Here is a 13,993-nt window from a genome sequence, read left to right as displayed (position 1 = left end):
TGAGCGGCAGGACAGGCGTGCGTCTTGCTCCGACGGGTAAAAGGGAAACGGCGTATACTCGATGAGGACGCACGAGGCTCAACGGCAGAACGAAAGCCGCATGGCAGGTCGTAGGGGAGCCTTATAGTAAACGATTTAATCTTGCTGGCACCTTCATCAAAGGATCCAAATTTATCGAAGTGAGGGGGACGTAAAGATCGCGGCATTTGAGCGCCATCATCTTTTCCTCTGTGGCTCATTCAATAAAGCGACCTGGAGAATTGCGTTAAATTTAAATGCTATTATATTGGCATTAAAGGCGCTTTCTGACGTTAGGTGATAATATGTTGGCATTTAATATGTTGTCCCCTAGGGATGTTATCGAGGGGATGGCGGAGAGAATGAAGCGTCGTCGCATTGAGCATGGATTGACGCAGCGTGAATTGGCTTCGAAATCGAATGTGTCTTATGGATCGCTGAGACTATTTGAGGAAACCGGGAAAATTTCACTTGAGAGCCTCGTAAAAATCGCGTTTGCCCTTGAGGCGGAAGCGGAGTTCGAACGCTTGTTTCCAAGCCGACCACCGCAGAATATCGACGACGTTATTGACCGTCCTCTCAAACAGCGTGTGCGCCGGAAATGAGATTCAAGCCGATCCAGCAGCTAAAGGTTTATCTCAATCTCGAAGGGACTGAGAAGAAACTCGGTACTCTTGCCTGGAATGGGAGAGAACGAAGGGCTTACTTCCAGTACGCAGCGGAGTTTCTGGCTGCGCCGCTTTTGGTCTCACCATTCCATATGAGGGCAGCCACCGGGTTGATTGCGGCGCCTCGGGATCCGTTCGACGGGCTCCACGGGCTATTCAACGACAGCTTGCCTGACGGGTGGGGACGTCTTTTGCTAGACCGCCGTCTCCAGCGAGCGGGCATTGACTATACAAGGCTCACGCCAGTTGACCGGCTGACGGCCGTGGGACGATCGGGGATGGGGGCGCTCTCATACGTTCCGGAACTGCCAGATGATCAGAAACAACAGCCAGAGGATGATCTGGACTGGTTTGCTGATCAGGTTGAACTGGTGCAGACGCAGATGGACATTGCGGACATAGATCGTTTGCAGGGCGCACAAGGTGGATCCGCAGGTGCGCGTCCAAAGATTATGATCGGCTTCAACAAGGCGGAAAACACCTGTGTTCTTGACTATGGCCAACCTTTGGCTGCGGGGTTCGAAAGGTGGATGGTCAAGGCACCAAGTTCCGATGATCCGCCCGAGATTGGCGCTGAAGAAAGGGCCTACGCGCTGATGGCGGTCGCTGCAGGACTGACAATGGCTGACACGCGGTTATTGGAGACCCGCAAAGGCAGGCGACTTTTTGCGACGCAACGTTTTGACAGGACATCTGCCGGCAGGCTTCACATGCACACGGCAAGCGGCCTGTTAAACGCCAGCCATCGCGAGGCCAGTGTGGACTATCAGCAACTTCACAAGCTGACCCATCTGATGACCCGCGATGCTGGCGAAGTCCTCAAGATGTTTCGCAATATGGTCTTCAATGTTTACGCGAAAAATCGCGACGACCATGCCAAAAATCATGCATTTCTTATGGATGGGAAAGGCCGGTGGTCTTTGGCACCTGCATATGATCTTACGTTCTCGTCTGGACCGGGCGGTGAGCATAGCGCTGCAGTCGCCGGGGAAGGTAGAGCTCCCGGCATGACACACCTCTTGGAGGTCTCCAGAGGGGCTTCGATCTCCGATCATGATGCCAGGCAAGTTATAGAGCAGGTAAGAGACGCTGTAGATCGGTGGCCGCAGTTTGCCGAAGAAGTTCGCCTATCCAGATCCCGCACCGCTGAACTCGACAAATTCCTGAATGGCGATCGGCTGGCTGACCGATGATTTGGTCTTGCCTGGCGTCGCTCATCGATACGGCACCATCATGCTGGAAACACGTGGTAGGATCGAAATGTTTGCAGCCATCCCGAACGTCGCCAGCAGGATAAGTTTCTTATCCGTCGCGTGTTCGATCGCTATGGGTACTCGTTCTCAGCGCGAACAGGGCGGCGATAGCGCTGCCTATATAACGCCGCTGCTTTCGATGTTGAAACGTCTCTGTTTACCATTGCCCGTTGATTTTTGAATGGATTGTAAGCTCGTTACCGGACACGCCCCAGGCGCCGACATGACTGGATCGCGAGACTCACTCAGAGGTTTCAATCGGGTTCCCAAACAGATCAACTGGGCGAGGCTCAGGCGAACTCTTTTGCGCCGACAGGCGACCGCCAAATGAACGCGGGCTATCGGCTCGTCCAGCCCACAGCGCGAACTCGACCTTCTCTCCTGCCTTAATGTCGCGGTCTGCGATGAAATACCCACGGTGGTCGGGAGCGGTGTCGTGTCCGGCTTTTTCATTTTCGAACAAGCAAACCTCTCCCGGCTTCGGCTTGTAAGCCATTTGAGCGTCCTCACTTTGAATTTGGTCTGTAGATTAATGGTTGGGCGTCTTTGTCGTAATGATACGGGATTTAGCACCGTCGGCACGAAGAGAGATCGGTACGACTACGTTGCAGGTGTCGGCACCCAGATCGCCGACGTCTCGTCGCCATAGGCTGTAGCGCTTCCGTCCAGAACACATGTGCCGACCCAGGCACATACGACTGCATCCAGGCAATCCTCGAAGGCTTTCAATTCATAGCCGGAGGAGGACGGGTCGGGTAAAGGCAGAGCGGATGCCACGCCCTCGATACGATGGTCCAGTAAGCTGACGATGACTGCCCAGACGCTTAAGAGCTTGTGCCGGCGATCTATAAGGCTAGCGTCCGGCCAGTATTTGCGGGATTTCGCGTGCTTGTAAGGCAGCCTTTTTTCCGCCTTTGCCAATTCGATCAGAGCAGGATGCGGATAGACTTCGATGAGAGCAGGGAAGGACGCTCCGGATGTAAGGAGTGGATAGCTTGCTCGTGCAAAGCCCAAGGTCAGGTCGTCACTGAGCTTTCCGGGTCGGCTTTGGCTTGGCGTATGCGTACCGGCATGCCTTGATCCATAGAGTGAAGAAATCGCGTTGTCGGAAACGCGTCGTCCAGTAATGGGGTCAGTTGACAAAGGCATGTCGATTGCAACGACACTCACTGGCGCTGCGGTGAGTTCAGCCGTCTTCGAGAGGAGAGCATGCGGGTCGGGCGTCGAACCGCGATGTCTTGTGCCCCCCAAGTGATCATCAAAGAGAAATCCTTGGTAAGACGCTGCAACCCGAACAAGTCGCCAGCTAGCGGCGTGGCGTTCAACCAGGGCTACGCCACTTGGCTCTGTGGATGTCCATGCTGCATCAATGCCGAGAACTACTGTCATGGTGTATCGCTATGGCATGTTCAGAATGCTTGCGCCATCCCGACGCCATTGCTGAAATCTCGATCTAAACGACGATGGCCTCGCGTTCGCGCGGAGGCGCTACTCTTGATGGGCCTTATTGTAGAAGATTTGTATGCGTATCATTTGTGTTTGGAAAGATACGTTTGGAGATCATGTGTCGATGAAGTCAGAAACCTTGGCTGAAATAGGCGGAGTTTTAAGGGCGGCGCGAAAAAGGCTGGGTTTGACGCAAGAGCAGGTCGCCGAGATGGCTGGCATATCGCGCCCACGCTACCGCGAGATAGAGACCGGAAGCAGCGCTGCACGCGCGACCACGTTGGTGAATATCGCGCGTGCGGTTAGTCTCGAGCTGATGTTCATCCCGCAGTCGATGGTGCCGGCTGTCAATGCGCTGCTTCAGCCGCATGATGGCGACGAGGATTTGCCAGCGTTCGTTCCCAGTTCCGATGGTGATGCCGATGCCTGATCCGGATCTTGATCCAAGGCTCTCTCTCGTCGCTTGAAATGGTGCTGAACGAGCGGAAGGTTGATGCTACCTCGATAGTCGGCGCTCGTCGTCGATCAATGACAAACGATTTGGGAGCGACGTTCCCCATGTCCACAGGACAATATTGAGGTCAGCGTCAGTCGTGCCCGGAGTGAGACTCCTGACGATCAGCCCGTGAAAACCGGCGTTTTTCAAACTTCGAGCAAGCTCCTGTGTGGGCGCTTCACCGCGCACGTTCATCTCGTCTCGCCAGGTCGTGTTACCCAGCGATTGAGGCGTGATCTGGTATTTTTCGAGAAGGTTCGGGTCACGCGTGTCGAACAACGGCTCAAAATCTGCGTCATAGGATACGAGCGTGGTTGGTTGCAGACTTCCCGCCTGATTTGCTTCTCTCAGCGCCGTCATGATGGTCAGTGACGTGTAAAGTGCCGGCATACCCTTTGGATTAAATCGGCCGCCATAAAGTTCGGCACCCCGTCCATAGAGCGGCTCACGGGCGTAGAGCGGATTGAGCGCTCGGTAGAGCTTGCCTTTGTAGTGCATTTGCACGGTCAGGCATGGACGCCGGCATCAACGGCATCGATATAATTGAGCACTTCATCAGCCCGGCCGTTTCGCACAAGTTGCATTGCGGTGTGGCCGGAAAAGCCTGAAAGGGGTTCCGACCGATACCAGGCATATGCCATCAGCGCAGATCCGAACCGAGGCTCGACCTTATTGACGACCTCGACCATTTCACGCAGGCGCCTCTGGGTCCTGTCGGATTTGATCCACTCCTTGCGCTGGACGGCGTCTTTGCCCAGCCCAGCACTACGAGCGACGTCCTCGCTTGTCGTATGAAGAACCTCAGCGATCTTGTTTGGCGCAAATAGGCCATCGTCAGCATACTGTGTCAGAGCCATATCGAAACCCTCCGGCATTTCCGCTAATTATGACGCAATATAACGTCACTTAATGCGGCGTTCAAGTCACGGCGCGGGAATATGGATCGTTCAGCAGCCCTTCAAATGGCAGCGTGCCGGATCGATGTCTTGCTCATCAATGAGGGATGATTGGCTTGTTCTCGAAGCGAATTCTAAAGTTTCGCCGCTGAAAGTCTTCCGGAAAACAGACGAAGACAAGTTCGAGATCATGGGATGCGTCGTGTCGTCCTAGAAGACTGAACGAGGCGATGATGACGTCGTTATATCCACGGGTGATGCGAAACGCCGCGTTGCGCATGACGATCGCATCAGGATCGGCACGGTCCCCACGACGTTCATAGATGACCCAGAAGCGGGCGGCTTTCCAGGTCACTTCAAGTTGCTCTTTGACTGTGGCAAGGAACTCTTCGGCGCTCATGGAGGGGCCCCACGGCAGCGGCGTCTCGCCGCTATCGTCCGCGACACTGAAGTAGCCATCGTACTCAGCGCCAGAATTGAGCAGTTGCTCGATCCTGGAAAATGCCTTGTCTTCAGAAATGGTCGTCTTGAACAGGATCGCCATACCGGGCCGTCTCATAGATATCGGTCTATTGCGGGTAGACCATCCTTACGATGAATACCAGTGCTTTGCGCTGCGGGGAATTTTTCACATCCGGTGGGTGATCATAGCAATTTGCTGACTTACGCGGTTTTGCAGTCTCTCTGTTTAGAGGTCATATGATAATGAAGGGTCCTGATGGCCCCCACTACGTCGATCTGTCGACACAGGTTCATGGAAGAGGTGGTGCCCAAACCCTTGCAGCAGGATAGCCTATGCGCATCTTTCTTGTCCGTCACGGCGAATCCCTGGGTAATCTGGACGAGCGGGCTTACAGTCAGTTTGGCGATCATAATGTCCCGTTGACGCAGTGGGGATATCGCCAGGCCAGTGAAGCTGGATCTGTGATCGCAGATCATCTTGCAGGACTGGCCGAACCGGGGTCAAAGCCGCTGCGCATATGGTACTCACCGTTCTTGCGCACGCGCCAAAGCAAGGACGCGCTCCTTGACGCCTTGCCTGCCGAGAGCGTCGGCAAGGTCCGCGAGGACTATCTTCTGCGGGAACAAGATTTTGGGCTCTTCACGGAAATCTATGACCATGCTGAGCGCAAGCAGAAGTTTCCCGACGAATTCGAGAAATGGGCGAGGCTACGCAGCAACAGCGGCAAATTCTATGCCCGGCCGCCCGATGGCGAAAGCCGTGCAGATGTGGCGCAGCGGATGCGACTGTTTCTGCAAACAATTATGCATGAGGCGCGACACGGCCACGACAATGTTGTGATTGTCGGCCACGGTGTTACCAATCGTGCCTTCGAGATGAGTTTCTTTCAGCATCCTGTTGACTGGTTTGAACGGTCCGTCAATCTGGGTAATTCCGACGTCACGCTGATCGAGGGGACGCGCGAAACCGGATACACCTCCAGGCTGCTCCATCAGGCTGGTGATCGTCAGCCTGGCCAGAACGATCTGCGAGAGGTGTATGGCGCGCAAGTAACCGCCAGGCAAGAATTGTAGGCATTAAAGAGCTTTGGTGGGCGCTTTAGATCGCAGATCAGTCCGCCTGCCGACATATGTCGTCGGGGTGAGCATGGTCACGTGAGCGAGGTTTCGGCGGTATATGATCTAGTGACCAAACGGAGCGTTTTACACGTCTGTCCCTGACGCCGGCTTTGCAAAACGCACGCCCACGCCACCGCCGTTCTCGTCAATGAAGGTGAGGCCGGCCTCTTCGAAAACATTTCGTATCGCGCGCAGGGTTGAAGAGTAGCTTGGTTTTCCAGCCTCGATCCGCGTGATTGTTGCGGGCGTCACGTTCGCTCGGTCCGCAAGATCCCGTACGCCCCACTTAAGGGCAGCTCTGGCCATGCGGACTTGATCTGCTGTTAACATTAACACCTTGACATAATCTTGGCGCGAAGTCAGACTCGCGTTTGTAATTTGCAACGGCCAAGGAGGTGCTAGGCACACCTTCCTTGACCTAACCACAATCTAGCTAGTTGGAGCTTGGATCATGGCTGATTCTGAGAATAGCAGAACTTTACCTAAAATTTCGTGCGCAAATGCATTCCCCAACGAGACGTTTGTCGACAACCTGCCAAGCGTGATCAACCGGCGCAATCTTTTGCCGCTCGCAGCACGGATCCTGCCGATGCTGCTCAACGATCTTCCCTCGCGCACCATTGCCGGACCGGTGCATGCCAAGGAGCTGTGGCCGGACTGGTATGACATGTATCAGCAGCGCCTTGCTGCCGAGCGCGAATGCCAGGAACTTGAGGCGCGACTGCTGGAAGATACCGGTGGTCGTCCTTCTGTCGTCATTACGGTCGATGATGGTGGTCCGTCGGTTGGGACCGTATCCTCTTTCGAGGAGATCAGGCAACTGGCGCCGCGGATTGGCGCTGATGCGGCAGAAAGTGCACGTTTGGAGTTGCTGAGGCTGAGACGGACATGGAACGCGGCCGACCGTCGTATCGGCTACAGCGCAAGCCTTGCGAAGGCGCAGGATATCGCCCGGTTCGAGGGCATTGCCGGGCGTGTCCTGATTTCGCTGCAGCCCTATTATATCCACGACATTGCCGCCAAGCTTCACTGCATGCTGGTGATGTATGATCCGGAGCTTCGCAAGGAAGAGACCCCGTGGCCGGAACTGCGAAGCATGCTGCGCGAGCTGATCCAGCCGCGGTGGTCTGTGATCGAGCCGCAGTCGCGTATCCGCCTGCTAAGGCCGAAGACGCGCAAAAGGCGATTTGAGGAGGAACGGGAGAGGATCGCCGTGTAAACGCCGTGAAGGGCTGGGTAGGGCCCGGCAGCGGTCTTTGGTGAACAGGGTCTTCGTCGGGTCTTCAGCACCCTGCGACGGCGTGACAGAAATACACCCTGCCTATGCGGCAAAGGCCCGTTACCAGATAAGCCGACGCGCAAAGTCGGGAAACGACAGTGAAGAATATCAGGGCGGCAGCAAGTTCATCGAACCTGCCGTCGCGTTCATTGCGGTCCCAGTTGTCAGTCATGACCAAACTGCATCGTTGTTGTGAAAGAATGGTGGTTTCGGCATGGTTACGAGACCCTAGCAGTTCAAGCTGAACGTTGCCGGTATGATTTGGTGCCTGGGCCTTATCGGCCGTTTTAGACACGTGTCCGGTTGAAAAAGAGGCACGAAAGTAACACCATCTTCTAGATCGGTATTACAGGAGGGTGGACATGGCGACAACTGTGACGGCCAAAGGACAGGTCACCATTCCAAAAGCCGTACGCGAGCTTTTAAAGATTTCATCAGGAAGCTCGGTCGATTTTGTTCGAGCCCCTGATGGGAGGATAGTTCTCGTCAGGGCTGACAAGAAACAGCCACTCACGCGTTTCGCCAAGCTGCGCGGCCATGCTGGTGAAGGTCTGGGTACCGGCGCCATCCTGGCCCTGACCCGTGGTGACGAGTGACGCTTGTCGATACAAATGTCCTGCTAGACCTTGTGACAGACGACCCGGTTTGGGCCGACTGGTCAATTCAGCAGCTCGAACTGGCAAGCGTTTCAGGTCCGCTGTGCACCAATGATGTTGTGTACGCGGAACTATCTGTTCGATATGAGCGGATAGAAGCGCTTGATGCTTTTGTCGATCAGGCGCCCACGCAGTGATACAAAACCTTCCCTTGCTGACGCGAGATGTGGCCCGTTACCGATCGTATTTTCCGACTGTCACTCTGATCTCGCCTGAAGCCTACTAATGCGCCAGTCTCTGCACTTGTAATTCCTCAGCTTCGCTGGGAAGAGACCCCTTGGCCGGAACTGCGACGCATGCTGCGCGAGGTGATCTAGCCGCACTGGTCTGTGATCGAGCCGCAGTCGCGTATCCGCCTGCTGCGGCCGAAAGTGCCCCCAAAGGCGATTTGAGGAGGAACGGGACAGGATCGCCGGGTAAGGGGCGTGACGGAGGTGCGCGGTCGCAATCGGAATGTCTTAGTTGACCCCCAATCATTCCAACCGAGTCTTTTCTGGCGCCTCGAGACTATCGATCTTGCGAAGCTTGGGAAAACGCGCCGCCCAGATGGCTGCGACCATAAGCGTGCCGATCCCCCCGATGACGACGGAGTGCACCGCGCCGAATACGGATGCCATACTGCCCGCGCGAAATTCGCCAAGTTCGTTGGAGGCTCCGACGAAGACCATGTTGACGGCGTTGACACGGCCACGCACCTCATCCGGTGTCCAGAGCGCGATCAGCGTTTCACGAACATAGACCGACACCATGTCCGCTGCGCCCATCACCACCAGCGCAGCAATGGAGACCCATGGCGTAGTCGAAAGCCCGAAGACCACCGTCGCGGCACCGAAGAGGGCGACGCCTGCAAACATCATCACGCCGGCATGGTGGCGGATCGGATGGAAGGCCAGAAAGATCGCGACGACGATTGCGCCAATGCCTGGCGCCGCGCGCAAGAGGCCAAGTCCCCACGGGCCAAGAGTCAACACTTCCTTGGCGAAGATCGGCATCAGCGCGACCGCACCACCCAGAAGAACGGCGAAAAGATCGAGCGAGATCGCGCCCAGCACCACCTTTTCATGAGAGATGAACCGGAAGCCTGCCAGCATGCTTTCCAGGGTCACCGCGCGCGATGTTGTCCGCTGCTCCGGCTTTCTGATCATGAAGGCAAGGATAGCTGAGAGCGCAAAGAGTGTGAGCGCTATCGAATAGGAGACTACCGGGCTTACGCCATAGAGCAGGCCACCGGCAACCGGGCCAAGAATGGACGCCAGTTGCCATGACGATGAATTCCAAGCAATCGCATTAGGCAGATCGCTTTCCGGCACGAGATTCGGCGCAAGCGACTGCACAGCCGGACCCATGAATGCCCGCTCTATGCCGAACACGATGAGAATGAGAAAGACGAGCGACGGCGTAAACGCATGCGCCAGGGTCAGTCCCAGGAGCGCTGCGGCGCAGGCACAGGCAACGAGCAGGCAAAGCGACATGATCATGCGGCGATTATGACGGTCTGCGACCGTTCCGGTCACCAGAATGAGAAGCAGCGATGGCAGGAACTGAAAAAGCCCGATCAGGCCCAGATAGAAAGCGTTGCCGGTGACCTCATACATCTGCCAGCCGACCGATACGCTGACGATCTGCACTGCAAAGGCGGAGAGGAAGCGCGCGGGAAAGAATCGCCGGTAGGCGGGATGGCGAAATGCGCCGAAGCGGTTTTCGCCTGCTATTAGGGACATTGTGGTGATCTCTTACAAACTGGGTGGCGTCTTGGGTAGTGACCGTGATGTCATACACTACGAATGCACCGCGTGCTGTAATTCTGGACGTTCCATCCATCTATTTCACCCAGTCAAGGACGCCTGGATTAAGCGCAAAAAATAGAGCGGAGAGACTTACTTGCTCAGATGTTTGCATCGAATTCGCGGTCTTTGCTACCTAATGCCGAAATTTCCCAGCCAACGGGGCACTTCCTGAAGTAGTAAGGTTCTCCATGTCTGCTGTCGAACCGACGCCGGGATTGCGGACGCGATTGACAAGGGTTTTGTCAAGCCCGGGCCAGACGTGGTGGGGACCGACTCGTTGGCCGAAGCGCCAATATTGAGGCGTTGCAAAAGCGTTTTGGGGCAAGATTAGGAGCGCCTGATAAACGCAACCACCCGTGCGAATACCTCATGAACGAGGCCTGATCCTTGACTACGCGCGCCAAAATAGATAATTAAACGTATCATTTTGTCATTTGAAGATATGTTTAGGTATCATATGTCAATGGACACGACTATATTGGTTGAGATCGGCGGTCTCTTGAGGGCAGCGCGTAAAGGCTTGGATCTGACACAAGAGCAGGTCGCCGAGATGGCTGGCATATCGCGGCCACGCTATCGCGAGATTGAAAGCGGAAAGAGCGCTGCCCGCACGTCCACGCTGATCAATATCGCACGCGCGCTTGGTCTCGAGCTGATGTTCATCCCGCAACCGATGGTGCCGGCTGTCAATGCGCTGCTTCAGCCGCATGGCAGCGACGACGATTTGCCTGCGTTCGTTGCCAGTTCCAACGGTGATGACGATGCCTGATGCGTATCTCGATCCAAAGTCCATCTCCTCGCTTGAGGTGCTGCTGAACAACCTTAAGGTCGGGACAATTGTCCGGACGCCTGGTGACTTCAATGCATTCAGTTTCGAGGAAAGCTATCGCTCAACTGGTGGCTCTCCTGTGTTGAGCCTGTCCTTTCGGGCGGCAACCGGAGGCTTGCGCAAAGACCCGAAGCCTGTCGCCAGGGCCTTGCCAGCTTTTTTTGCCAATCTGCTTCCAGAAGACAAACTGCGCGAGGCTATGGAGAAGCACCATGCCAGCAGCGTTCGGCCCGGCAATGATTTCGATCTTCTTGCGGCGCTCGGTGCGGATTTGCCAGGAGCTGTCCGCATCGTACCGAGCGAGGGCGCGATGGCTCTGCTCAATGCCCCCTCACGTCCTGAACCGAAAGCCCGGTTTTCTCTTGCTGGGGTGCAGATGAAGCTCTCTGTTATCAAGAATACGGGCAAAGGCGGCGGTCTCACCTTGCCCTTGGGCGACGAGCAGGGTTCGTATATTGCGAAATTTCCGTCGACATCGTTTCCAGGTGTTTCCGAAAACGAATATACCAATCTGGCTCTGGCCGAAGCAATTGGCATGGATGTGCCGGAACGAGAACTTGTCGATCAGTCGGAATTCGAAGGCATACCTAAGGAATTTGAGACGCTCTCGGATGGAAAGGTCTTGCTCATCAAGCGCTTCGACCGCGGCACGGGAGCGACGCGGATCCATATCGAGGACTTTGCGCAGGTGTTCGGCATTTATCCATCGCGTAAGTATGAAGGTGCGGCCTATCACGATATCGCTGCGGCTCTGAACGTCGCTGTTTCGCCAGCCGCAGCGCTGGAATTTGTGCGCAGGTTGGCTCTGGCTGCGGTCACGGGAAATGGTGACATGCACTTAAAAAATTGGTCGCTGATTTATCGCGGAGCGGGAGACAAGCCCGAGCTTGCGCCGGTCTACGATGTCCTCTCGACGATTCCCTACATTCCGACAGAGTCCATGGCGTTATCCGTCGTGGGCGAGCGGTCCTTCAAAGCACTGAGTCCCCAGCGCTGGAAAGCGTTCGCAAGGCGTGCGCGCTTGCCGGAAGCTGCTGTTCTTAGAGCGGTGGTTGATACCGTCGAGCGCGTCAACCAAATCTGGTGGTCGATGCCGCAGCGCGAGGTCGTGCCGATCAATGTGCTCGAACGGATTGATACCCATGTCAAACTCATGACGCCGATTCTGAGTACTTCAGGCGACTAGCTTGCCCTTCCCGGATATGAATGCGTTTCGATCGATGTTGCAGTTTGTAGATCTGTTGAATAGCGGACGTAAAGAGCGGCAAGTTTAGAGGGTAAGCGTCGTCGTTGATCTGCCTGTTTTGGGTCGCGATTATCATGATAGAGATTGCATATGGGATTCGGCGTATTCATCCACCGCACAGACTCGATCTACGAGGATAGCCCGGCTGAGCAGTATCAGTTCCCTGGCCAGTATCTCACTCGCGTTCAAAGCTGTGCTGGAGATTGGATCATCTACTATGAACCTCGAAAGGTCGCTGCAACGCGTGGATATTTCGCTGTCGCCAAGGTCGCTCAGGTTATTCCAGATCCCAAAGCGCCAGGCATGTATGTGGCGCTTATCCAACCTGGCAGCTATCTCGATTTCGTAAACCCCGTTGCGTTTAGTGGGCAGTATGGTGTTGTTGAGCGAGGCGTACTGAACGAAGCGGGGCGGATTTCTGGCCGTGCACAGGCTGCGGTCCGATCAATATCTGCTGCCGATTTCAATCGGATTTTGTCGTTGGGATTGGCGGAAGATCAACTCGAATTGCCGCGAACCGGCGAGTCGCTGGAGACGTCATCGCTGAACGATCTTTCCGAAAGAGTTCAGGAGCCCTTCCTATACGAGAGCGATAGGGAGCGGATCATGCAGCTGTCGTCTCGAATTGTCAGAGATCGGCTGTTTAGGCGTCTCGTCCTACAAGCCTATGATAAACGATGCGCGATAACTGGACTGAAGCTGATCAACGGTGGTGGTCGTGCCGAGGTAGACGCCGCTCACATCCGACCGGTCGAGCAAAATGGGCCTGATTTCCTAGTGAACGGAATTGCGCTCTCTGGAACCGCTCATTGGATGTTCGACCGTGGGCTTATCTCCCTGTCGGATGAACTCGAGATTCTGATTTCGCGTCAAGCGAACGATCACGATAGCATTCTAGGGCTAATCAACAAGACGGGAAGAGCGATTGTCCTGAGCGGTGTTCACCAACGGCCGCATCCCCAGTTTTTAAGTTGGCATCGCGAAAACACCTTCAAGCACTGACGTTGGCCGACGAATTTATCTAATGCCTTCTGGCGGCCCCGATTAAGAATCTCACGTATCTACGACTTTCTGGTCCCTATCCATGGCGTATTGGGCCGGATTGAAATTGTATACCGCTTTGACATATCCCTCCGCGATGACTACATTGGGTTTAGTTGCACTGGGAGATATGAAGAGATGGAACAGGGCTCAGTTTTCAAGACTAATCGTAGCCAAGCGGTCCGCCTCCCAAAGGCAGTCGCTCTGCCTGACGATGTTAAACGCGTCGATATCGTTGCGGTTGGACGCACTCGCATCATAGCGCCCGCCGGTGAGATATGGGATAGCTGGTTCGACGGACCTCTTGTGACTTCCGACTTTATGGATGAGCGCGACCAGCCTGCTGCGCAGGAGCGCGAGGCATTTTGATGCTCAGGTACATGCTTGATACGAACATTTGTATTTTCACGATTAAAAACCGTCCGCAGCGGGTGCGGGAGGCATTCAATCGGTTTCAGGATCAGTTGTGCGTTAGTTCGGTTACCATGATGGAGCTGATATATGGGGCGGAAAAATCGGCAAGCCCCGAGAAGAACCTCGCTATCGTGGAAGGGTTCTCTTCGCGGCTTGGCGTCCTTCCCTATGACGAGCCGGCTGCAAGCCATACAGGTGAGTTACGAGCAGAGCTTGGACGCCTCGGTACTCCCATCGGTCCGTATGATGCACTCATCGCAGGTCACGCGCGCTCGCGCGGGCTGATCATGGTTACAAACAACCGCAGGGAATTCGACCGCGTGCCCGGGTTAAGGGTAGAAGACTGGACCAAAGAGGACTGATTACTCTCTGGCCCCGTGGAA

General features: G+C 55.3%; 19 protein-coding genes and 1 pseudogene. 13 read left to right on the top strand and 7 right to left on the bottom strand.

What is annotated here, in order from left to right:
- Window positions 1-323 precede the first annotated feature (323 nt).
- From QE435_RS00100 to QE435_RS00090, 3 genes are read left to right on the top strand one after another with little or no spacing between them, the layout of a single operon-like run.
- The gene (locus tag QE435_RS00100; protein ID WP_349039731.1) at window positions 324-623 is read left to right on the top strand and encodes a helix-turn-helix transcriptional regulator; all 300 of its coding nucleotides are present in this window, start codon (window positions 324-326) and stop codon (window positions 621-623) included.
- On the top strand, window positions 620-1,879 hold the full coding sequence (locus QE435_RS00095) for a type II toxin-antitoxin system HipA family toxin (protein ID WP_349039730.1): 1,260 nt from the start codon (window positions 620-622) through the stop codon (window positions 1,877-1,879). The genes QE435_RS00100 and QE435_RS00095 overlap by 4 nt, the downstream gene beginning before the upstream one ends.
- Window positions 1,854-2,120: a hypothetical protein gene (locus QE435_RS00090; protein ID WP_349039729.1), complete on the top strand. Its 267-nt coding sequence runs from the start codon at window positions 1,854-1,856 to the stop codon at window positions 2,118-2,120. Before QE435_RS00095 ends, QE435_RS00090 begins: the two co-directional genes overlap by 26 nt.
- A 60-nt stretch (window positions 2,121-2,180) precedes the next feature.
- On the opposite strand, the gene QE435_RS00085 is transcribed toward QE435_RS00090, so the two are convergent.
- Both QE435_RS00085 and QE435_RS00080 read right to left on the bottom strand, forming a co-directional pair.
- Window positions 2,181-2,435, bottom strand: a complete 255-nt coding sequence (locus QE435_RS00085; protein WP_349039728.1) for a hypothetical protein — start codon at window positions 2,433-2,435, stop codon at window positions 2,181-2,183.
- 104 nt (window positions 2,436-2,539) lie between these two features.
- On the bottom strand, window positions 2,540-3,190 hold the full coding sequence (locus tag QE435_RS00080; protein WP_349039727.1) for a DUF429 domain-containing protein: 651 nt from the start codon (window positions 3,188-3,190) through the stop codon (window positions 2,540-2,542).
- A 319-nt stretch (window positions 3,191-3,509) separates the two neighbouring features.
- Here QE435_RS00080 and QE435_RS00075 point away from each other — a divergent pair, with 319 nt between their 5' ends.
- Window positions 3,510-3,815: a helix-turn-helix transcriptional regulator gene (locus QE435_RS00075; protein ID WP_349039726.1), complete on the top strand. Its 306-nt coding sequence runs from the start codon at window positions 3,510-3,512 to the stop codon at window positions 3,813-3,815.
- A 66-nt stretch (window positions 3,816-3,881) separates the two neighbouring features.
- On the opposite strand, the gene QE435_RS00070 is transcribed toward QE435_RS00075, so the two are convergent.
- The 3 genes from QE435_RS00070 to QE435_RS00060 form a co-directional block, all read right to left on the bottom strand.
- Complete coding sequence (locus tag QE435_RS00070; RefSeq protein ID WP_349039725.1) at window positions 3,882-4,379, bottom strand: RES domain-containing protein; 498 nt, start codon at window positions 4,377-4,379, stop codon at window positions 3,882-3,884.
- An 8-nt stretch (window positions 4,380-4,387) separates the two neighbouring features.
- Entirely contained in the window at window positions 4,388-4,738 is a 351-nt protein-coding gene (locus QE435_RS00065; protein WP_349039724.1) for an antitoxin Xre/MbcA/ParS toxin-binding domain-containing protein, read from the bottom strand.
- Between the two features lie 136 nt (window positions 4,739-4,874).
- A complete protein-coding gene (locus tag QE435_RS00060) occupies window positions 4,875-5,321 on the bottom strand; it encodes a hypothetical protein (RefSeq protein ID WP_349041094.1) in 447 nt (148 codons plus the stop codon).
- Window positions 5,322-5,572: 251 nt separating this feature from the next.
- Here QE435_RS00060 and QE435_RS00055 point away from each other — a divergent pair, with 251 nt between their 5' ends.
- Window positions 5,573-6,313 carry a phosphoglycerate mutase family protein gene (locus QE435_RS00055; RefSeq protein ID WP_349039723.1) on the top strand — a complete coding sequence of 247 codons (741 nt, stop codon included), beginning with the start codon at window positions 5,573-5,575 and terminating at the stop codon, window positions 6,311-6,313.
- Window positions 6,314-6,442: 129 nt separating this feature from the next.
- Here the strand turns inward: QE435_RS00055 and QE435_RS00050 are convergent, their stop codons facing one another.
- Window positions 6,443-6,664: a helix-turn-helix domain-containing protein gene (locus QE435_RS00050; protein ID WP_349039722.1), complete on the bottom strand. Its 222-nt coding sequence runs from the start codon at window positions 6,662-6,664 to the stop codon at window positions 6,443-6,445.
- Window positions 6,665-6,809: 145 nt separating this feature from the next.
- Between QE435_RS00050 and QE435_RS00045 the strand changes: the two genes are divergently transcribed.
- From QE435_RS00045 to QE435_RS00035, 3 genes and pseudogenes are all read left to right on the top strand, one after another.
- Window positions 6,810-7,577, top strand: a complete 768-nt coding sequence (locus tag QE435_RS00045) for a hypothetical protein (protein ID WP_349039721.1) — start codon at window positions 6,810-6,812, stop codon at window positions 7,575-7,577.
- 422 nt (window positions 7,578-7,999) lie between these two features.
- Complete coding sequence (locus QE435_RS00040) at window positions 8,000-8,233, top strand: AbrB/MazE/SpoVT family DNA-binding domain-containing protein (protein WP_349039720.1); 234 nt, start codon at window positions 8,000-8,002, stop codon at window positions 8,231-8,233.
- Window positions 8,230-8,519: pseudogene (locus QE435_RS00035) on the top strand (PIN domain-containing protein). The gene QE435_RS00040 and the pseudogene QE435_RS00035 overlap by 4 nt, the downstream one beginning before the upstream one ends.
- A gap of 247 nt (window positions 8,520-8,766) precedes the next feature.
- Here the strand turns inward: QE435_RS00035 and QE435_RS00030 are convergent.
- On the bottom strand, window positions 8,767-10,014 hold the full coding sequence (locus tag QE435_RS00030) for an MFS transporter (protein ID WP_349039719.1): 1,248 nt from the start codon (window positions 10,012-10,014) through the stop codon (window positions 8,767-8,769).
- Window positions 10,015-10,543: 529 nt separating this feature from the next.
- Between QE435_RS00030 and QE435_RS00025 the strand changes: the two genes are divergently transcribed.
- From QE435_RS00025 to vapC, 5 genes are all read left to right on the top strand, one after another.
- A complete protein-coding gene (locus QE435_RS00025) occupies window positions 10,544-10,849 on the top strand; it encodes a helix-turn-helix transcriptional regulator (RefSeq protein WP_349039718.1) in 306 nt (101 codons plus the stop codon).
- Entirely contained in the window at window positions 10,842-12,095 is a 1,254-nt protein-coding gene (locus QE435_RS00020; protein ID WP_349039717.1) for a HipA domain-containing protein, read from the top strand. The genes QE435_RS00025 and QE435_RS00020 overlap by 8 nt, the downstream gene beginning before the upstream one ends.
- 150 nt (window positions 12,096-12,245) lie before the next feature.
- A complete protein-coding gene (locus QE435_RS00015) occupies window positions 12,246-13,157 on the top strand; it encodes an HNH endonuclease (protein WP_349039716.1) in 912 nt (303 codons plus the stop codon).
- A 177-nt stretch (window positions 13,158-13,334) separates the two neighbouring features.
- The gene (gene vapB, locus QE435_RS00010; protein ID WP_111846490.1) at window positions 13,335-13,565 is read left to right on the top strand and encodes a type II toxin-antitoxin system VapB family antitoxin; all 231 of its coding nucleotides are present in this window, start codon (window positions 13,335-13,337) and stop codon (window positions 13,563-13,565) included.
- Entirely contained in the window at window positions 13,565-13,972 is a 408-nt protein-coding gene (vapC, locus tag QE435_RS00005) for a tRNA(fMet)-specific endonuclease VapC (protein WP_274104273.1), read from the top strand. Before vapB ends, vapC begins: the two co-directional genes overlap by 1 nt.
- Window positions 13,973-13,993: the final 21 nt, after the last annotated feature.

The sequence above is a fragment of the Agrobacterium sp. SORGH_AS 787 genome, from assembly GCF_030819035.1.
Classification (GTDB): domain Bacteria; phylum Pseudomonadota; class Alphaproteobacteria; order Rhizobiales; family Rhizobiaceae; genus Agrobacterium; species Agrobacterium larrymoorei_B.
The sequence above is the reverse complement of the archived record's forward strand: the minus strand, read 5'-3'. Positions and strand labels throughout refer to the sequence as shown.